Source organism: Rhabdobacter roseus (assembly GCF_014202275.1).
Lineage (GTDB): Bacteria > Bacteroidota > Bacteroidia > Cytophagales > Spirosomataceae > Rhabdobacter > Rhabdobacter roseus.
In genome coordinates this window covers 132,652-153,509 of sequence record NZ_JACHGF010000005.1, presented here as the reverse complement: position 1 = coordinate 153,509, position 20,858 = coordinate 132,652, and the positions used below count along the sequence as shown (strand labels likewise).

Annotated in this window: 8 protein-coding genes; 6 read left to right on the top strand and 2 right to left on the bottom strand. The window is 55.7% G+C overall.

The window, feature by feature from the left end; genetic code table 11:
- Nucleotides 1-37: 37 nt before the first annotated feature.
- Both HNQ92_RS16925 and HNQ92_RS16920 read right to left on the bottom strand, forming a co-directional pair.
- On the bottom strand, nucleotides 38-1,519 hold the full coding sequence (locus HNQ92_RS16925; RefSeq protein WP_184175328.1) for a SusD/RagB family nutrient-binding outer membrane lipoprotein: 1,482 nt from the start codon (nucleotides 1,517-1,519) through the stop codon (nucleotides 38-40).
- A 38-nt stretch (nucleotides 1,520-1,557) separates the two neighbouring features.
- The gene (locus HNQ92_RS16920; protein ID WP_184175326.1) at nucleotides 1,558-4,734 is read right to left on the bottom strand and encodes a SusC/RagA family TonB-linked outer membrane protein; all 3,177 of its coding nucleotides are present in this window, start codon (nucleotides 4,732-4,734) and stop codon (nucleotides 1,558-1,560) included.
- A 1,008-nt stretch (nucleotides 4,735-5,742) separates the two neighbouring features.
- On the opposite strand from HNQ92_RS16920, the gene HNQ92_RS16915 reads away from it, so the two are divergent.
- The 6 genes from HNQ92_RS16915 (at nucleotide 5,743) to HNQ92_RS16890 (ending at nucleotide 20,845) form a co-directional block, all read left to right on the top strand.
- Entirely contained in the window at nucleotides 5,743-8,478 is a 2,736-nt protein-coding gene (locus HNQ92_RS16915) for a DUF1553 domain-containing protein (protein ID WP_184175324.1), read from the top strand.
- Nucleotides 8,479-8,569: 91 nt separating this feature from the next.
- Nucleotides 8,570-10,054, top strand: a complete 1,485-nt coding sequence (locus HNQ92_RS16910) for a DUF1501 domain-containing protein (protein WP_184175322.1) — start codon at nucleotides 8,570-8,572, stop codon at nucleotides 10,052-10,054.
- 150 nt (nucleotides 10,055-10,204) lie between these two features.
- Nucleotides 10,205-11,716, top strand: coding sequence for a c-type cytochrome domain-containing protein (locus tag HNQ92_RS16905; protein ID WP_184175320.1), 1,512 nt, complete (start codon nucleotides 10,205-10,207; stop codon nucleotides 11,714-11,716).
- A 574-nt stretch (nucleotides 11,717-12,290) separates the two neighbouring features.
- The gene (locus HNQ92_RS16900; protein WP_425504294.1) at nucleotides 12,291-15,479 is read left to right on the top strand and encodes a SusC/RagA family TonB-linked outer membrane protein; all 3,189 of its coding nucleotides are present in this window, start codon (nucleotides 12,291-12,293) and stop codon (nucleotides 15,477-15,479) included.
- 20 nt (nucleotides 15,480-15,499) lie between these two features.
- A complete protein-coding gene (locus HNQ92_RS16895; protein WP_184175318.1) occupies nucleotides 15,500-17,356 on the top strand; it encodes a RagB/SusD family nutrient uptake outer membrane protein in 1,857 nt (618 codons plus the stop codon).
- Nucleotides 17,357-17,479: 123 nt separating this feature from the next.
- Entirely contained in the window at nucleotides 17,480-20,845 is a 3,366-nt protein-coding gene (locus HNQ92_RS16890) for a VCBS repeat-containing protein (protein ID WP_184175317.1), read from the top strand.
- Nucleotides 20,846-20,858: the final 13 nt, after the last annotated feature.

Below are 20,858 nucleotides of genomic sequence, written 5' to 3'. Positions count from 1 at the left end.
ATGCTGTTTTTCGGTGAACTACGTACGGGTTGCGTTCCTATTTCTCGGCCCACCAAAGTTTGGTTTGCATCGTATTCGCGCCGCCGTTGAGTGCTTCGCCCGCCTTGACGTTGGCTTCGTTGAGCGAATACTCGGAGTTGGGGTAGGGGAAGCGGGTAGGTAGTATGCCGTTGTTTTGCAGAATAGCGCGTGAGTCCGGGGTAGGAAATACGGGGAAGCCCGTACGACGCCATTCGATCCAGGCCTCTACCCCCTGGCCAAACAAAGCGATCCACTTTTGGTCAAGTACCTTTTCGCGGGTAACAGGGCCAACGGTGGCCAGGTAGTTGGCAGGTACCGTCAGGCCAAATTGGGTAAAGGAAGCCGCGATGCCTTTTTCAAAGTACCCCTGGGCGTCGCCACCCGGAATGTCTCCGTCCAGGGCCGCTTCGGCCAGGATCAGGTTCAGTTCCGACAGCGTCATCACTACCTCCGGGGCATTGGCCCGGGTAAAGTAGTTGCCGATGGTAGAGCTGGTAGCCAGGTACCCGGTGGCGATGGCGTCAGGTAGTCCGTTGGCGTGGCCTTCGTACTTGCCATCCTTGTTGGGGTTGGCATACACCGTAATGCGGGTATCACCCAGGGCATTCATTTTGTCGGCCAGCGTTTTGCTGATGTTCCAGTCGGTCCGGCCGTCCTGGATCATCACCTGGTGCCACTCGTTGTTGCTGGGCAGTACCGTGGTACAGTTGAGCTGGGCGTTGTCGGCGTTGCTCGTGAAGATAGGGTACTTGGCCGGGTCACCCAGGATTTCGGCGAAGATCGCCCGCGACTCGGCGGGTTTCTTAGCCGCCTGGCGGTTGGCCAGTCGCAGCCGCAGTGAGTTAGCAAACTTTTTCCACTTCAGAATATCGCCACTGTACAAGATGTCGCCCGCGATGGCCGGTCCCGAGGTACTTAGCTTCTCGTTGGCGGTTTTCAGGTCGTTCAGCATACCGGCGTACACCTGCTCCATGGCATCGTACTTAGGCGTGTAGATGGGCTCACCCGAGGTGCCTTTAATGGCTTCCGAGTAGGGAATGGCCCCGTACATATCCGTGAGCAGCGAGAACACCCAGGTACGCATCACCAGCGCTACGCCTTCGTAGTTGGCGTTGGGGGCCGTACCATCCGGTGCCGACTGGATGATGATGCGCTGAAAGTTCAGCAGGGCGTCATTGAAGAAGCCTTTCCAGTTGTTGGCCACCAGCGCGGGCGATACCGTGTAGTCATCGCCTTCGTTGGAGTAGATGTTGCGGGTCAGGTGCTGCACGTACAGCTCCGCGGCATCGATGTTAATCCGCTCAAAGCGCGTGCGGTGTCCCCAGTAACGGTCGATGGAGGCTTCCAGTCCGGTAGGAAGCAGGTACTGCGCTCCAATGGCCGTCGGGCTGTTGGGATCGGTATTCATTTTATCAAAGCCGTCGGTGCAGCTGCTGATGGTGAGTAGCCCGGCGAGTGCGGTCGCGCAAACCATCTTATAGTTTAGTATTCTTTTCATAGGATAAACTTTTTTTTAGTCAATCTGGGGCTACGTGATTAGAAAGAGAACGATAGGTTCATCCCTAAGCTACGGGAGCTGGGAAGCTCACCGTACCCAAAACCTTGTCCGTTGCCTCCTTTGGCATCAAACTCAGGATCGACATGGGGCGTGTTTTTGAAGATCATCCACACGTTACGTCCCACCAGCGATACCTTGGCCGATTGAATGTGAATCTTTTTGAGCAGCGATGCCGGAATGTTATAGCCCAGCGACAGCTCACGCAGCTTGACGTAGCTGGCGTCGAAGATCGCCGCTTCGTGGTAGTTACGGGGGTTGTTGTAAGCGTAGAGTTGGTTCGCCGTCACGATGATGTCGTTCGGGATGTAGCTCACCGAGCCGTCGGCGCCTTTGATTTCACGTACTCCCTTGCCAATAACGCCTTCCTCGCGTCCCAGGGCCGTTTCGGCGTATTGGCCCGTCCAGCGGCCGGTGCCGGTACCTTCATCAAAGATGTCGCCCCCCATGCGCACGTCCACCAGGGCCGTGAGGGTAATGCCTTTGAAAGAGAAGGTATTCAACATACCGCCGGTCCAGTTGGGCTGGATGTTTCCGATGATCTGTTGCGTGGGGTTGAGGCGGGGCAGGCCGTTATCGCCGTACACGATCTGGCCGTCCGGTGAGCGCAGGAACGCCACGCCGTACAGGGTACCGTAGGGCTGTCCTACGCGGGCTTCGGACGTCATCCCCCGTTGCGTAGCCAGGATGTAGGTCGTAAGGCCTTCGGCCAGCTCAACCACCTCGTTGCGGTTGCGGGCAAAGTTCAGCGACACATCCCAGGAGAAACCATTGGCCAGCTTTACCGGGCTGCCGGACAGCACTATTTCAATCCCTTTGTTGGTTACCTCTCCGGCGTTCAGTACGCGGCGGTCGTAGCCGCTGGCTTTCGAGATCTCCACGCCCAGGATCTGGTTGCGGGTCGTTTGGCTATAATAGGTTACGTCCAGGCCAATTTTGCCGCGCATAAACCGCAGGTCGGCTCCTAACTCCAGTCCGGTTGTGATTTCGGGTTTCAGCGAAGAGTTCGCGATTTCGGTACTTTCGGTAAATTTAGAGAGAGAGCCGTTCCAGGAGCCATTGGCCGTAAACGTCTGGGCCAGACGGAACGGATCGGCGTCGTTACCTACCTGGGCCAGGCTGGCGCGGACTTTGCCAAAGCTGAGCACGTCGCTGTTCAGATTAAGCAGCTCCGTGACTACGGCACTCACCGAGGCCGAAGGGTAGAAGTACGAACGGGCGCTGCTGGGGAGGGTACTTGACCAGTCGTTGCGGGCGGTCAGATCCAGGAAGATCATGTTGCGCCAGCCGAAGTTGGCTGCGCCAAACAAGCTTTGTACCTGCGACCGCTCGATCCGGCTTTGGATGGTGTTCAGGCTGGGTACCGAGTTACCGGCGTTGTAAATCCCATCCACAACGAGCTCTCCCACGTTGAAGTAGTTCCGCTTGTAGTAGTTGCTCCGGATAATCCCCCCCACCTGCACGTTGGTGGTGATGTCGGGCGTAATGTCTTTATTAAACGTCAGGATAGCATCCGAGTTGCTTTCCTGATTGCGAAGTACCTCTTCGTTGAAGCTACCCGGCGTGCGGTTTCCGTTACCGATGCGCTCGAAGTTGGTGATGTTGATGCGGGTGTCGCTCCACACGTCCGTTCCCGTCCGTAGCATCAGGCTCAGGTAGGGCGCTATTTTGTAGTTAAGCGCCACGTTTCCTAGAAGCCGGTCTTTGTCGTTGCCGTACGGGAGTTTTTTATTAGAAAAGAAAGGGTTCAGGAAAAACGTATGTTGCCAGTTAGGCGGAAGGTTATCCGCGGGCCGATTGGCTACCTGGCGCTGGTTGTGTACGCCGATGTAGCTTTCGTAGTCGCGCAGCTGAGCCCAGGAGATGTGGCGGTGCGACCAGATAAACTGCTGGCCCGACTGGTAGCCCCGGTTGGTCGAGCCCGACTTGATGTACTCACCAGACATGGTCACGCTGACGTTTTTGGCCAGGTTATAGCCCGAGTTGATCCGGAAGTTGTTGCGGTGAAAGTCGTTGTAATACATGATCCCCTTTTGATCCACGCGAGAAAGGGCCAGGCGGAAAAAGCCTTTGTCGTTACCGCCCGAGAGGGCCACGCTGTTGTTGATCGTCGAGCCCGTGTTCCAGTACTCTTCCCAGTTGTTGGGCTGGGGCGTGAGCGGCGCTACCTCGTTGCCGCTCCACCAATGGCGTACCAGACGGCCGTCCAGGGGTGCTCCCCAGCTTTCGTCGGTACCGGCCGTGCCGGTGAGCGGGTAGCGAGCGTCGTAGACGGCGCGGTACTGCTGGATTTCGAGCGGGTTCGTAATAGAGCCACTGCGTCCATCGCTGTACCAGGTACGGTAGCCGTTGCCACCGCCGTAGGTATTTTGGAAGTCAGGCTTCACCCAGGGCCGCTCAAAGGTCACGTTGGAGTTGACCTCCACGCCCAGCCCTTTGGTACCTTGTCCGTTCTTGGTCGTGATCAGAATAACGCCGTTGGCAGCGCGTGATCCGTACAGAGCCGCGGCGTTGGGTCCTTTCAGTACTGACATTTCTTTGATGTCGTCCGGGTTCACCTCAGATATTCCTCCTCCCATGGTTCGGTTGCCACTTTGCTGCATAGGTACCCCGTCGATGACGATCAGCGGCTGGTTATTGCCGGAGATCGACGAAGACCCGCGTATCTGGATGGTAGAGCCGCTACCAGGGCCGCCGTTGGACTGGATACGTACCCCGGCGATTTTACCGGAAAGCCCGTTCGCCACGTTCGTTGAGCGCGACTCGGTCAGCGCACTTCCTTTAATTTCCTGCACGGTGTAACCCAGGGCTTTTTTCTCCCGCTCAATACCAAAAGCCGTTACGACGATTTCTGACAGCTGACGCATGTCCGCGACCAGCTTGATGTCAAACTGCGTTTGACTACCAATGGCGATCTCCTGGGTTAAATAGCCTACAAACGACGCCACCAGCACCCCATCGTCGGGTACGGTGAGCGCAAAGTTACCATCGGCGTCGGTGTTGGAACCAATATTGGTACCCTTGTATATAATAGAGGCACCCGGCAAACCGAGCCCATCCTCGACGGCCGTGATCTTACCCTTGATCTGACGCACCTGCGCCGTACCAACGGTAGCGATCAAACAGCCCCATATAAATAGAAGTACAGTTTTCTTCATGAGGAATATCAATTTGGTGAACAGACAGAAGAATGTGTTAAGGTTGTGATGTAAGTACTGAAAGTTATGACTGTGGCAAGTCAGCGCGTTCATGGGCCGCACACACGAGCACGCAACCGCCACAGCCATAATCTTGACCTGTTTTTGCTTTTCCGGAAAGCCCTGTTATCCTCACCGTCGAGGACGATCAGCTGGCGAAAGGGGGTAGTTTACAGACAATAAAATACCCACCATCAACGAGGCTGCTCGTTCACGCTTGTACAGAATAATATCTTTATGAATGTGCTAGGCAGATCGGATGACGGGCTGTTACCATTCACGTAGTTAGTGAATCGGCGGGCCTTCGTTCCGACTACCTTAAATTACAAGTACTTCGAGTGCGGCTGGAAGGTACTTGTCGGTTTAGAAGTCGTCGCTTTTTCTTAATTGACAGATCAAATATATTGTTAAAACGAAATGATGCAAAATATTAAGGGTATTATTTTTCGGTTTTTACAATAAAAGTTGGTCGATCTAGAATTAATCGAAATATAATTGGATTATGCTAATAAAAATTTTGTTAAAAGATACTCTACTGGTTTTGTGGGCTTAAAAAATGCCGTTAGATTGGTTGGAACTGGTACGATGCCGAAAAAAATAGAATAGGATTTTTTGAAGGGTACTTTTTAATAATAATCTTAGTTTTGATATAGTATATTCATTTATAGTTGTTTAGCTATAAGTGGCGGTTATATGGATAGTACATTTTAACTATAACCGTTTGGGTTAAATTAGTGAAATAGGGCGGTGGATTTATTAAATTGGCTCAGATAAGATCACCCAACTAGGGCAAACTACCCCTACTTTCGTCTATACCTTAAAAAGGTACCTTGCACGGTTGCGGAGAAGCGGAGAAAAAGCAGGAAACTAATTGAGGAAAGACCATTAAAAAGGCTGGCTTTTATACTTTTAAAGTAGGCCGATCGGTTTTATAACTAGCTCGGTAGCGTATCTTCTATAGTAAGGCTAATGAAAAAAACGTTTTTTCTCCTCTGTGGGATAGTTATAGTGCTTCTTTCCTCGTTTTCGTGGCTGGGGCTGTTTCGGGATAAGATAGATTACAACGCAGACGTAAAACCTATCCTGAACAAACACTGCATGGCCTGCCACGGCGGGGTGAAAAAGGCGGGTGGCGTGAGCTTTCTTTTTGAGGAAGAAATCATCGAGCCTGGCAAGTCGGGCAAGCGGCCGGTGGTACCCGGCGACGCCGCCAGCAGCGAGATGATCCGGCGCATCCTGACCGACGACCCCGACGAGAAAATGCCCAAAGACGGCCCGCCCCTGACCGACGACGAGGTGGAGGTACTTCGGAAGTGGATCGACCAGGGCGCTACCTGGGGCGACCACTGGGCGTACCAGCGCGTGGAAAAACCCGAGGTACCTTCGGTGGGTACTTTCTGGTCGAGGCTGGGGGTAACCAAAAACAACGAGACCGAATGGGTCAAAAACGAGATTGATCCCTTTACCATCCAGAAACTCAAAGAGCAGAAGTTGTCTCCGGCCGCCGAAGCCAGCCGCGCTACGCTGATCCGGCGGGTGAGCCTGGACCTGACGGGCCTGCCACCTACGGAACAAGAAGTAGCCGACTTCCTAAAAGACACCTCGCCCAACGCCTACGAAAAAGTAGTGGACCGCCTGCTGAAAGCGCCCGCCTACGGGGAGCGCTGGACCGCCATGTGGATGGACCTGGCCCGCTACGCCGACACCAAAGGCTACGAGCGCGATCCGGGGCGGAGCATCTGGCGCTACCGCGACTACGTCATTAAGTCCTTTAACGAAGACAAACCCTTCAGTCAGTTTACGGTGGAGCAACTGGCCGGTGATCTGCTGCCCAACGCCACCGACGAGCAACTGGTGGCGACGGGCTTCCACCGCAACACCATGACCAACGACGAAGGAGGTACCCAGGACGAGGAGTTTCGGGTGGCGGCGCTCATCGACCGCGTCAATACCACCTGGGAGGTATGGGGCGGAACTACCTTCAGCTGCGTGCAGTGCCACAGCCACCCGTACGACCCCTTCCGGCACGAGGATTACTACAAGTACATGGCTTTCTTTAACAACACGCGCGACGAAGACGTGACGACCGAAACGCCCACGCTGCGGTTTTATAAAGGCGAAGACTCGGCGCGGGTGGAGCGGGTAAAAGCCTGGATAAGTACCCACCAGCCCCAAAAGGCGCGTGAGTATGTGCAATTTATGCGGGTGATGGAGCCCAAAATCAACTCGCACGATTTCGATCAGTACGTGAAGGCCTCCCTGCTGGACGCCAAGTTTTTTGGCGCGCAGCACCAGGGCTCGGGCCGCATACCGGGCGTGACCCTGACGGGCAAGAACCGCTTTGTGATGCAGAGCAGCACCGGAGCCGAAGGGGCCACCATGACGCTTTCCCTCGACTCGCTGGGCGGCAGGGTACTTTTACAAACCAAAGTACCCCAGCGCGACACGGTATCCATCCTTCCCATGCCGGCCATAAAGGGCAAGCACGACCTGTACCTGTCGTTTGATAGCCCTACTACGCCTACCAAGTGGGTGCAGATCAAATGGGTGGCTTTTCAGGAAGCGCTGCCCGGCGAACTACTACCTACCTATACGGCCGTGCTGGATGATTACACCAAAGTACTGGCCAGCCGCACCGAAAGTACCCCCATCTTCTGGGAAGGTACCGGCGACCTGGCCCGCAAAACGCAGGTCTTTGAGCGCGGCAACTGGCTCGTGAAAGGCCCCGAAGTGCAGCCGGATGTACCCCATTCGCTGGCCGCGCTGCCGAAAGAGTTCCCCCGCAACCGCCTGGGCCTGGCCCGCTGGACGGTGAGCCGGGACAATCCGCTGACGGCGCGGGTCATCGTGAATCGGTTCTGGGAGCAGCTCTTTGGCGCGGGGCTGGTGGAAACCGTCGAAGACCTGGGCTCGCAGGGCATCGAGCCTACGCACCGCGAACTGCTCGACTGGCTTTCGGCCACGTTCATGGAAGACTACCAGTGGAGCGTCAAGCGGCTGCTCAAGCAAATGGTGATGTCGGCCACCTACCGGCAAAGCTCGGAGGCCTCGCCCGAGAAATTGGAAAAAGATCCGTACAACACCTGGTTGTCGCGCGGGCCACGGGTACGCCTGAGCGCCGAGCAGGTACGTGACCAGGCCCTGGCCGCCTGCGGACTTTTATCCAAAAAAATGTACGGCCCCAGCGTGATGCCGCCGCAGCCGCAGGGTATCTGGCTGTCGCCCTACAGCGGCGAAAGCTGGAAGCTTAGCGAGGGCGAAGACCGCTATCGCCGGGCGCTCTATACCTACTGGAAGCGCACCGCTCCGTACCCGTCGATGGTCACCTTCGACGCCCCCAGCCGGGAGTTTTGCCAGTCGCGGCGCATCCGCACCAACACCCCGCTGCAGGCGCTGGTCACGCTCAATGACCCGGTGTACCTGGAGTCGGCGCAGAAACTGGCCGAAACGATGCAGCAACGGGGCAAAACGCCCGCCCAGCAACTTACCGAAGGCTACCGGCTGCTGACCTACCGCCGCCTGGACGAGCAGCGTCTGGGGGTACTTTTGAAGGTTTATAACCATGCATTGGCCGAATTTAAAAAGAAGCCAAACGAAGTGGATAGCCTGCTGACCTTTGGCGAGAAAAAATCGCCCGGTTTGGCGGCGTTGACGGTTTCCGCCAACGTACTGCTGAACCTGGATGAGGTCGTGACGAAGGAGTAAGGTAATTCAATAGAAAAGAAATACAAGTACCCAGGCTTGCCAGTTAAGCAGGTACCTTGGGGTACTTTAACAATACAAATACTATTTAAGGATGGAGAAGCTACTAAAAGAACTCCAGCAGGCCGATCTGCAACGCCAGACGCGGCGTCATTTTCTGGAAACCTGTGGCTTTGGGCTGGGGGCGATTGGGCTGGGAGCTTTGCTGGGTTCCTGCGGCTCCGAGCCGCGAAACGTGACGGCCTCCGCCGAGCTGGCCAACTCCATGGACGTGCGGCTCCCCCAGTTTGCGCCTAAGGCCAAGCGGGTGATCTACATCCACATGGCCGGTGCGCCCTCGCAGCTGGAGCTCTTCGACTACAAGCCCGAGCTGGCCAAGTACCACGGCGTGGACTGTCCGGCGGAGTTTCTGGAAGGTAAAAAATTCGCTTTTATCCAGGGGGTACCTAAGATGCTCGGTCCGCAGGGGCAATTTAAGCAACACGGGCAATCGGGAGCCTGGATCTCCAACTACCTGCCCTACCTCCAAACCATGGCCGACGACGTAAGCTTTCTGAAAGCCATGTACACCGACCAGTTCAACCACGCGCCCGCGCAGCTCCTGATGCACACGGGCAGCGCGCGGCTGGGGCGCCCCAGCCTGGGGGCGTGGTCGGTCTACGGGTTGGGGTCGGAGAATCAAAACCTCCCGGGCTTTATCGTCCTGGCCTCCGGGGGCAAGCAGCCCGACGCCGGCAAAAGCGTGTGGGGGAGTGGCTTCCTGCCTACGGTGTACCAGGGCGTGCAATGCCGTACCGGCGGCGACCCCGTGCTGTACGTTTCGGACCCCAGCGGCATGAACCGCGACCTCCGCAAGCAAACCATCGAAGCCATCAATGAGATTAACCAAAAAACCTACGAGGAAGTAAAAGACCCCGAGATTCTGACCCGGATCAGCCAGTACGAAATGGCCTTCCGGATGCAGATGTCGGTACCCGACGTGATGGACGTATCCAAAGAGCCGCAGTACGTACTGGATATGTACGGCGTACAACCCGGCGAAGGTACCTTTGCCATGAACTGCCTGCTGGCGCGTAAGCTGGTAGAAAGCGGCGTGCGCTTCGTGCAGCTCTTCGACTGGGGCTGGGATACCCACGGTACCAGCTCCGACGGCGCCATCGAGATTGGCCTCATGAACAAATGCCGCCAGTCGGACCAGGCCGTAACCGCATTGCTGCAGGACCTGAAAATGCGCGGCCTGCTGGACGAAACGCTGGTGGTATGGGGTGGCGAGTTTGGCCGGACGCCCATGCAGGAAAACCGCGACGGACAAACGTTGCCCTTCATGGGCCGCGACCACCACCTGGAGGCCTTTACGGTATGGATGGCCGGTGGCGGCGTGAAGCCAGGCATCAGCTACGGCGAAACCGACGAGCTGGGCTACTACGGCGTCAAAGACCGCACGCACGTCCACGACCTGCAAGCTACCATTCTGCATCTGATGGGTTTTGACCACGAAAAATTCACGTATCCGTTCCAGGGACGCAACTTCCGCCTTACCGACACGGCAGGGAAGGTAGTCAAGCCCATTTTGGCCTAGCGGAATTTTAGCAGAAAAGCGGAATGCCTGCTACCCCGCGCAAAGTTTATATTTTTTAGATTGAGTACATCGTAAGCCCTTTACGCTTTATAATACACAAACTAGGTGGGCGGCCCGGATTGGGCACAAGTACCTATTCTCTCGTAACGTATGTTGATTGCTATTCTCCTCCAGGTCTCTGATTGGGCTATTTTTTTCGGACGTTTTCACCCGGTTCTGGTTCATTTACCCATTGGTTTTCTATTGCTGGCTGCTCTGCTCGAAATGGGGCGACGGAGTGGTAAAATCGCCGTCAGTGATTCCACCATTGCCTTCGTATTGCTGTGGTCGGCGCTGGGGGCTACGTTGGCCTGCGTAGCGGGCTACCTGCTTTCGCTGGGCGGCGGCTACGAAGAGCAGCTCCTCAATGACCACAAGTGGCAGGGTATTTGGGTGGCGATTCTGGCCTGGGTAGCCTGGCTGGTCAAGTCCGAGCGCTTTGCCGACAAAGTACCTTTCGGGCCGCTCTTTTACGTACCGGCGCTGGGCATTGCTACGTTGCTTACCATGCTGGCGGGGCACAAGGGCGGCTCGCTTACCCACGGCGACGGGTACCTGACGCAGTACACGCCGGAGCCTTTCCGGGGGCTGGCGGGGCTGCCGCCCCGAGCCGAGGAGATCACCGAGCTAAAACCCATCGCCAACGTAGAGCAGGCACTGGTGTACCAGGACATCGTGCAGCCGATCCTGAACGTCCGGTGCGTGCAGTGCCACAATGCCTCCAAACAAAAGGGAGGCCTGCGCATGGATGGCCTGGACAAGTTGATGAAGGGAGGCGAAAATGGGGCCGTATTTGTGGTTGGGAAAGGCGCTGAGAGCGAGCTGGTCAAGCGCTGCCTGCTGCCGCTGGAAGACGACAAGCACATGCCCCCCAAAGGCAAAACGCAGCTGACCAACGCGCAGATTGACTTGCTAAGCTGGTGGATTGACCAGGGCGCACCCGCCGATAAAAAAGTGGCCGAGCTCCAAGTCAATGAGGCCATAAAGCCCGCGTTGGCTACTTTGAGCAAGGGTGGGCAGGAGCCGGAGTCGACGGAGGGCAGCCAGTCGGCGGTGCTGAGCCTACAGGTACCTGCGCCCGACGCCAAGGCGGTGGAGTCGTTGAAAAAAGTGAACCTGCTCGTGATGCCTTTGGCCCAGGGACAAAACCTGGTGGAGGTGAGCGCCGTCAACGCGCCATCGTTGGCCGATGGGCAGGTGGCCTTGCTGGCCCCGCTGTCGGAGCAGGTCGTATGGCTGAAGCTAGGCCGTACCCAGGTCACCGACGCCGCCATGGCGGAAGTAGCCAAGCTTAAAAATCTCAATAAATTACACTTAGAGCATACGGCCATCACGGATGCAGGCCTGAAAAAACTGACCAACTTATCCTACCTGGAGTACCTCAACCTCATCGGTACCAAAGTGACCGACGCCGGGCTGAAAGAGCTGGCCGCCCTGAAAGGCCTGAAAAGCGTTTATATATGGCAGTCAGCGGTATCGGATAGCGGCATTGTGGCGCTTCGCAAGGCGCGGCCTAACCTGGAGATCATCAACGGGCTGGACGAGACGGCCGTTGCGGCTTTCTTAAAAGCGGGCGAAGTACCTCCCACGCCCGAAGTACCCGCCAAGGATAAGAAGCAGTAGGTCGTACCTAACCTGCTTTGGAATGCCTCCTGCTTTACATTTAGCTTAGGTCATAAAAAATCCCACTAACGCGTGTGCTAGTGGGATTTTTTATGACCCATGTATCCGTAATAGATAAGTAGATTCTTTATTATTTAAAGTTTTTTATAAAATGTATGGTAAATACTAAATAGATTTGGCTTAAGAATAAAAGTAGGGCAATTCTTGACGAATCCGCTCCGGTCTCATATCCTCCCTTCTTTAGAGTTCCTCCACACTGCAAGTGCCTAATTGGCTTTATTTTACTTAAATTGTTCTTACTATTTTACCAAAAATATCAAAAAACAGTCATAAGTAATCAATAGCCGGAAAGATTATGGCACTTTATGGTTGTAAAATTGTACTTTGAATTTTTTGTAAACCCATTACTCTATGCAATAGAAAACTACTTTACTTTTTTCTTCTTGCCAGGCCGTCCGGCTTCCGGATAGCAGTCTGATCTACGCTGGTTTCATAGCCTATGGCTTTGATTCTCTGTTGCCTCTTTGCCCTTTAATTAATCTATTTTTTGTATCATTCAACTTATGTCAATCGTATGAAATTTTCTACGCAAAGGACACATCTCATCATGAGGAGGTGTATGTACGCGCTTTGTTTATTCCTGGCTTCGGCCCTGGGCGTAATGGCGCAAAGCGTATCTGTAAAAGGAACGATCACCGACGAGCAGGGGCAAGCGCTGCCGGGCGTGAGTGTGGTCGTTAAATCTACCACGGTGGGTACCGTTACGGACGGAGACGGGAAGTACTCCGTGACGGCCAGCCCGGGTGCTACGTTGGTGTTTTCATTCATTGGATACCTAACCCAGGAAGTGAATGTTGATAATCGTTCTACCGTTAATGTTACTTTAAGTACCGATATCAAATCCCTCGGTGAGGTGATTGTGGTAGGGTACGGTACTCAGAAGAAGGAAACGATCACGGGCTCGGTTGTGTCAGTAAAAGGAGAAGACCTGGTAAAATCGCCCGCCCTGAACCTTTCTAACTCCCTGGCGGGACGCCTACCGGGCGTTACGGCCGTAAACCGAAGCGGTGAGCCGGGCTACGATGGCTCGACGATCCGGATACGGGGTGCTAATACCCTCAATAACAACGGTGCTCTCATTGTTGTGGACGGAATTCCTAACCGGGCCGGTGGGCTCGACCGGATCAACCCGGCCGACATCGAGAGTATCTCGGTTCTGAAAGATGCCGCCGCGGCTATTTACGGATCGCGCGCAGCCAACGGGGTTATTCTGATCACGACCAAAAAAGGGAAAACCGGCAAGCCCGAACTTTCCTATTCGCTCAATCAGGGCTGGTCGAACCCCACAGTCATTCCTAAGGTAGCCAATGCGGCTCAGTACACCAGCATGTTGAACGACCTGCACATTTACGAACTACCCGTATCGGAGTGGGCCGCCGCCAACCAGGCGTACAAAACGACGGGTTCATTCACGCGGCCCAACGGCACCGTACGTAACGCACCTTTCTCACCGGACGCCATTCGTAAGTACCAGGATGGCTCCGATCCCTGGGGCCACCCGGATACGGATTGGTTTGGGGCTACGCTAAAGAGAAACTCGCCGCAGGTACGTCATAACGTACAGCTAAACGGCGGAACCGAAGCTGTGCGCTACCTGGCCTCGCTGGGCTACCAGAACCAGGATGCCTACTACATCAACTCCGCTACGGGCTACAAGCAGTACGACCTGCGCCTGAACCTGGATGCGAAAGTAAACAAGTACGTTAACGTCAATTTGGGCGTGGTGGGTCGGCAGGAAGGCCGGGGTTTCCCGACCAAGTCGGCCGAAACGATCTTCCGGATGCTGATGCGGGGCAAGCCGCAGGAGCAGGCCTATTGGCCCGACGGACGGCCTGGTCCGGACATCGAAAACGGAGAGAACCCGGTGGTGATCACGACGGATTTGAGCGGGTACGACCGCGATACGCGCAACTACCTGCAAACCAACGGAACGCTGGAAATTAAGGTTCCGGGCGTAGATGGTCTTAAGTTTACGGGTACGGCGGCCATTGACTACCTGAGCCGTAATACCAAGCGCTGGGAGATACCCTGGACGCTCTACCAGCGCGGAAGTGGCTTCGAAGCCGATGGCGTAACGCCCGTACTGGTAGCGAGCCGACGCGGCCCGGCCGATCCTAACCTGAACCTGGGAAATAACAACCAACTAAATATCTTGCTGGGAGGGGTACTTTCCTACGACAAAACCTTTGGTGACCATACTCTGAATCTGTTGGCCGGTACCAACCGCGAGACCATCGAAGGAGATAACTTCTCAGCTTACCGCCGCTTCTTCCTCTCGACGACCCTGGATCAAATGTTTGCGGGGGGTGATTTGCAGCGGAACAACAACGGGGGGGCTTTTGAAATTGCCCGTATCAACTACTTCGGTCGGGTAGGGTACAACTACAAAGAGAAGTACATTGCGGAGTTCCTGTGGCGGTACGATGGTTCGGATATTTTCCCCCAAGAGACGCGCTACGGATTCTTCCCAGGCGTCATGGCGGGATGGGTTGTTTCGGAGGAAGGCTTCTGGAAAAACAATATCCCTACCGTCAACTTCCTGAAGGTAAGGGGGTCGATCGGACAGCTGGGTAATGACCAAATCGATCGTTACCAGTACTTGTCAACTTACGGTTTCCGGTCCCACATCATTGGAAACCAGGAGGTGAAAACCCTGTTTGAGGCCCGCATCCCGAACCGGAGCATTACCTGGGAGGTGGCTACCAATTCCAACATTGGAATGGAAGGACAATTGTTTAACGGCGACTTGTTCTTTGAACTAGATGCCTTCTGGAACAAGCGTACGAACATCCTTTGGACGAAAAATGCCTCCGTTCCCCAAAGTACCGGCTTAACACTTCCCCGCCAAAATATTGGTGAGGTGTCCAACAAAGGGTGGGAATTTAACATAGGCTACCGCAACCAGATCAACGACTTCAAGTACAACGTCAGCATTAATGGGGGCTATGCTCAGAATAAAATTCTGTTCTGGGACGAAGCACCCGGTGCCCCGGATTGGCAACGTACCACGGGTAAACCCATGTTTACGTACCAGATGTACCTCTACGACGGGGTATTCAAAGACCAGGCTGAGATCGACGCCAACACCATCAACTACTCGGCGATCGTGAACACCCTGCGCCCCGGCGATATGAAGTACAAGGACATTGGTGGGCGCGATGCCAACGGAAATCCTACGAATGTACCCGACGGGAAGATTACACCGGATGATATGATACGGAACAACCGGACCAACATTCCTCTCTTCACGGGCGGAATCAACCTGGGCGGAAGCTACAAAAATATCGACCTGACGGTGCTGATTCAGGGCGCGGCGGGTGCTCAACAGTACATCAGTACGGGTGAATCTGGGAACATAGGAAACTACCTGCTGGAAGTGTACGAAAACCGCTGGACCATCGAAAACCCCAGCAGCGTACACCCCCGCATCGCCAACCGGAGTGACCAGTATTTCTCCGGAAATAACACCTACTGGCTGCGCAGTACGGATTACGTTCGTCTGAAAAACCTGGAGGTGGGCTATACGCTGCCTACTTCGATCATTAGTAAAATTGGCATGAGCAACCTACGGTTCTACTTCAACGGCATGAACTTGTTCACGGTCAGTGAAATGAAAGCGTTCGATCCTGAGGCTGCCAACGCAACGGGCTACTACTACCCTCAGCAGAAGATCATCAACGTGGGTTTAACGGCTGCATTCTAATTCTGTAAATTGAAAAGACTATGAAAAGATATAAATTAGTAGGTTTAGCGTGCGTAGCATCCCTGCTTATCACGACTAGCTGTAGCGATGATTTTGTGAACACGCAGCCGCTGAACGAGCTTTCGGAAAATGCGGTGTGGTCTGATGCCCCCCTCGCCGAAGCCTTTGTGACGGAAATCTACGCGGGCTTTCAAATGGGTGGTTTCGAGGAGCAAATGCTGGCTTCTCTGACCGACGAGGCTCTCTTTACGCACCCCGGCCGGGGTATTACCACGGTGACGGAAGGACGGACCAACCCCGCCGATATTGGCTGGATCAGCGGTACCCGTACCTGGCAGCAAATGTACCTGCGCATCCGGGCGGCCAACCTGGCCCTGCAAAAGCTTGAAAATGCGCAGTTTCCTAACACGGGCGGCATCGTGGATCGTCTCAAGGGAGAAGCTAAGTTTCTGCGGGCTTATTACTACCACCAATTGGCGCGTAACTACGGCGGAATACCTTTGATCGATCGTCCTTTTGAACTGGGCGAGGAAGATTATATGACCCCGAGAGGTACTTGGGAGCAAACCGTAAACTTCGTTGTGAAGGATCTGGATGAGGCCGCCGCCTTACTGGATGGCCGCTCAATGGCCGCCGGACGGGCTACCAAAACGGCTGCCTTGGCGTTGAAATCAAGGATGCTGACCTACGCAGCCAGCGACCTTTATGACAACCCTACGGCCAAAGCGAAGTCGAGTGTGATTGCTTCGTACACAAAACCGGAGCTAGTAGGGTATCTCAGCGGTAACCGCACGGAGCGCTGGCAAAAAGCCAGGGACGCTTCCAAAGCGGTACTGGATATGGCCTCGGGCAACCTGATGAACCTCACGGAGCCCGTGAGCGCGCAGCAGGGTACTACCAACTACATGAACAACTCCCTGTCCAGAAACGGCGGACAGAACGAGCTGATCCTGGCCCGCTACTTCATTAACCTGAAGCAGGAGAACGGCGGCCGTCAGGGACTTTACAATGGTCCTAACGGCTACAACAACTGGGCGGGTAACACGCCAGTACAGCTGCTGGTAGATGACTACGAAATGATGGATGGTACGAAGTTCTCCTGGAGCAACCCCGCGCAGGCGCAGGCACCTTACGAAAACCGCGACCCTCGTTTCTATGCTTCCATCATGTACGACGGCACGCAGTGGAAGCCCCGCAGCTCGGCCAACGCCCCCCGCGATCCGCTCGGCCAAATCCAGACCGGACGCTACGAAGTAGGAAGTGCTTCGGGTACCAAAACCACGCACTTTGGCCTTGATACCCGCAGCAGCCCCATCGAAGACTGGAACGGAAGCTACACCGGCTACTACGTACGGAAGTTTATCGATCCCAACCCGGCTATCGTAGACCAGAACACCTGGCAGGAAGTACCCTGGCCCATGATTCGCTACACCGAGATCGTGTTTAACTACATCGAGGCCAGCATTGAGCTGGGGCAGGATGCGGAAGCCCGCGCCTGGCTGAACAAGATCCGCTTCCGGGCCGGTATGCCCGCCATCACGGAGTCTGGGGCGGCGCTGAAAGAACGCTTCCGTCAGGAAAAACGGATTGAGATGGCCTTTGAGGAGCAACGCTACTACGACGTCCGTCGCTGGATGATTGCCCCCACTACCCTAAACCGGAAGGCCAACGGCATCAACATCGTGGGTACCCTGAAGCCGGGCGCATCGGTGAGTGTGTATCGCTACGATAAGAATAGCTACAACTACTCTTATACCGTTTTTGAAATAGACCCTGGTAAGGAAAACCGGGCCTGGGCCGATAAGGTATACTTTATGCCCATTCACCGCGACGAAATGAACCGGAACAAAAATCTGGTCCAGAATCCGGGCTACTAAGTACCCTGAGTTTAGTAATCAAAGAAACTATGCTGGCCTCCGGGGCGGCATAGTTTCTTTTTGTATTTTTAACCCTACCAAAGTACCCCACCGGCATAAGGTACTTTGCTTCCTCTCTCGTGTATGAAATGCTTAAGGTACCTCCTGGCGCTGGGGGCAATGGTAGCGCTGGCTAGTTGTCAAAAATCGACTTCGGACGAAGCAGAAAGTACCTCCCAGGTACCTCCGCTTTTTACGCTGATGTCCCCGGAGCAAACGCGCGTTTCCTTTGAAAATACGCTCACCGAAGGCCTCAACGCCAACGTACTCATGTATGAGTATTTCTACAATGGCGGTGGCGTAGCCGTGGGCGACCTTAACGGCGACGGCCTGGAAGACCTCTACTTCTCGGCCAACATGGTGCCTAACCAGCTCTACCTCAACCGGGGTAGTTTGCAATTTGACGACGTCACCGCGCAAGCCGGGGTGGCCGGGCGCGAAGCGGGCTGGAAAACGGGCGTCACGATGGCGGACGTCAACGGCGACGGTCTGCTGGATATTTATCTTTGCTACTCAGGTAACTACCCGCCCGAAAAACGAAAAAATGAACTGTTCATTAACCAGGGGCCCGACGCCCAGGGCGTTCCCCGCTTTCTGGAGCAGGCCGAGCAGTACGGCCTGGCCAGCGAAGCCACCAGCACCCAGGCTACCTTTTTCGACTACGACAAAGACGGTGATCTGGACGTATTTCTGCTCAACCACAACCCCAAGTCGCTGCCCGTTCTGAACGAGCTGGGAACGGCCGAAATGCTCCGGCAGGACGACCCGATGAACGGCTCGCGGCTCTACCGCAACGACGGAGGTACTTTTAAAGACATAACCCGCGAAGCGGGCATTCAAAGCTCGGCCTTGTCGTACGGGCTGGGGGCGGGGGTGTCGGATGTCAACGGCGACGGCTGGCCGGACCTCTACGTCTCCAACGACTACCAGGTAGCTGACTACCTCTACATCAACAACCGCAACGGTACCTTCACCGACCAGGCCGCCACGAGCCTGGGGCATACGTCGCACTTTTCGATGGGCAGCGACCTGGCCGACGTCAACAACGACGCCCGGCCCGACATTTTTTCGCTGGATATGCTGCCCGAAAGCAACCGCCGCCAGAAGCTGCTCATGGCCCCTGACAATTACGAGAAATTTAACCTGAACGTGCGGCTGGGCTTCAACTACCAGTACATGCGCAACATGCTGCATATCAACGACGGCAACGGCGGCTTCCGGGAAGTAGGCCAACTGGCGGGCGTATCCAATACCGACTGGAGCTGGTCGGCGCTATTGGCCGACTTCGACAACAACGGCTGGAAGGATCTCTACATCACCAACGGGTACCTGCGCGACTACACCAACATGGACTTCCTGAAGTACATGAGCGATTTCATCCAGAACAAGCAGCAGGGAATTCAGCGGAGCGACGTGCTGGAGCTTGTGTATCAGATTCCTTCCTCCAACCTCACCAACTACGCCTTTGCCAACGGCCGTGACTTAACGTTTACGAACGTGACCCGCGCCTGGGGGCTCGATACGGCCTCGCACAGCAACGGTGCGATCTACGCCGACCTGGACAACGACGGCGACCTGGACCTGGTGATCAACAATGTCAATAAACCCGCCTTTATTTTTAAAAATGAAACGGATCAGCGTCACAAACACCACTACCTCAAAGTAAAAACCCAAGGTACCGCCCCCAACACGCAAGGGATTGGCGCGCAGCTGACGCTCTACAGCGGTGGCGCGCAGCAGTACCTGGAGCAGGTACCTACGCGCGGGTACCAGTCGAGCGTGTCGCCGGTGCTGCACTTTGGGCTGGGTGAAAAAACGACCATCGACTCGCTCCGGATCGTGTGGCCAGGTACCCGCCGCACCGGTGGCGAGCGGCAGCAGGTACTTCGCAACGTCCAAGCCGACCAGGTACTTACGCTATCCGAAAAAGACGCCACCGAGCCCTACCGTCGTCCCGGCCCGGTACCGGCACTGTACCAGGAAGTAAAGGCGCCCATTGCCCATACGGAGGCTACGCCGGTGCTCAATGATTTTTACCGGCAACCTTTATTGGTCAATCCGTTGTCGTTTGCGGGGCCGGTCCTGGCCAAGGGCGACGTCAACGGCGATGGCCTGGACGATGTATTGGTAGGCGGAGCCAAAGGCCAGGCCAACGGGCTGTACCTGCAGCAAAAAGACGGACGATTCGTACTTAAAAGTACCCCCGCGTTTGAGGCCGATAAAGCCAGCCAAACTACCGCGGCGGTGTTTTTTGACGCCAACGGCGACGGTACCCTGGACCTCTACGTAGGCCACGGCGGCTACGCCGATTTCGCGCCGGAGGACGCGCGCCTGCAAGACCGCCTCTACCTCAACGACGGCCAGGGTACTTTTACGCTCACTACCAACGCCCTCCCCGCCTTCCTCACCAGTACTGGAGCCGTGTGCGCTGCCGATTTCACCGGCGATGGCCGGCCGGATCTTTTTGTGGGCGGACGCGTAGTGCCGGGCAAGTACCCCGAAGTACCCCGCAGCTACCTGCTCGTCAACGACGGCCAGGGGCACTTCCGCGACCAGACAAGTACCCTGGCTCCCGAGCTACAGCAGATCGGCCTGGTGACGGATGCGGCGGCGGTGGATTTGAATAACGACCAAAAGCCGGACCTCGTCCTGGTGGGTGAGTGGATGCCCGTGACGGTGCTGATCAACGAAGGAAAAAAATTAGCGGATAAAACCACCGACTACTTCGACAAGCCCTACCGCGGCTGGTGGAACCGGCTCCTGGTACAAGACCTCAACGGCGACGGCAAACCCGACCTGGTAGTAGGAAACCAGGGCCTCAACTCCCAGGTGAAAGCCAGCGACCAGCAACCCGCCTCGCTGCACTACAAGGATTTTGACAAAAACGGCACCCTCGATCCCATCCTGAGTTTTTACATCCAGGGCAAAAACTACCCCTACCTCACCCGCGACGAGCTCGTGAGCCAAATGAGCGGCATGGGCGCGCGCTACCCCAACTACAAAAGCTACGCCGACGTAACCCTGGATGAGCTATTTTCGGCCACGGAGCTCGAAAGCGCCCAGCGCCTGGAAGCCAACTACCTCCAGACGGCCTGCTTCCTAAGTACCCCCGCCGGGAAGTTTCAGCTTAGCCCACTGCCCCTTGAAGCGCAGCTGTCGCCGGTGTTTACCATCACGGCGCTGGACTACGACCAGGACGGCCACCAGGACCTGCTCCTCTGCGGCAACATCAGCCGGGGACGGCTGCGGCTGGGTAAGTTCGACGCCAACCACGGGGTACTTCTGCGCGGCGACGGGCGCGGCGGCTTCACCTACGTGCCGCAGCAGCAGTCGGGCTTCCGGCTCACGGGCGACGTCCGGAGCGTACTGCCCATCGGTACCACGCTGCTCTTTGGCGTGAATCAGCAGCCGCTGAAGGCTTATCAGTACCGTGGGGCTGGTAGGAAGTAGTCAGAGAGTAAAA

Bases quoted from the DNA above. Each gene is read 5' to 3' on its own strand.
- HNQ92_RS16925 (WP_184175328.1), bottom strand. From the start codon at position 1,519: ATGAAAAGAATACTAAACTATAAGATGGTTTGCGCGACCGCACTCGCC.
- HNQ92_RS16920 (WP_184175326.1), bottom strand. From the start codon at position 4,734: ATGAAGAAAACTGTACTTCTATTTATATGGGGCTGTTTGATCGCTACC.
- HNQ92_RS16915 (WP_184175324.1), top strand. From the start codon at position 5,743: ATGAAAAAAACGTTTTTTCTCCTCTGTGGGATAGTTATAGTGCTTCTT.
- HNQ92_RS16910 (WP_184175322.1), top strand. From the start codon at position 8,570: ATGGAGAAGCTACTAAAAGAACTCCAGCAGGCCGATCTGCAACGCCAG.
- HNQ92_RS16905 (WP_184175320.1), top strand. From the start codon at position 10,205: ATGTTGATTGCTATTCTCCTCCAGGTCTCTGATTGGGCTATTTTTTTC.
- HNQ92_RS16900 (WP_425504294.1), top strand. From the start codon at position 12,291: ATGAAATTTTCTACGCAAAGGACACATCTCATCATGAGGAGGTGTATG.
- HNQ92_RS16895 (WP_184175318.1), top strand. From the start codon at position 15,500: ATGAAAAGATATAAATTAGTAGGTTTAGCGTGCGTAGCATCCCTGCTT.
- HNQ92_RS16890 (WP_184175317.1), top strand. From the start codon at position 17,480: ATGAAATGCTTAAGGTACCTCCTGGCGCTGGGGGCAATGGTAGCGCTG.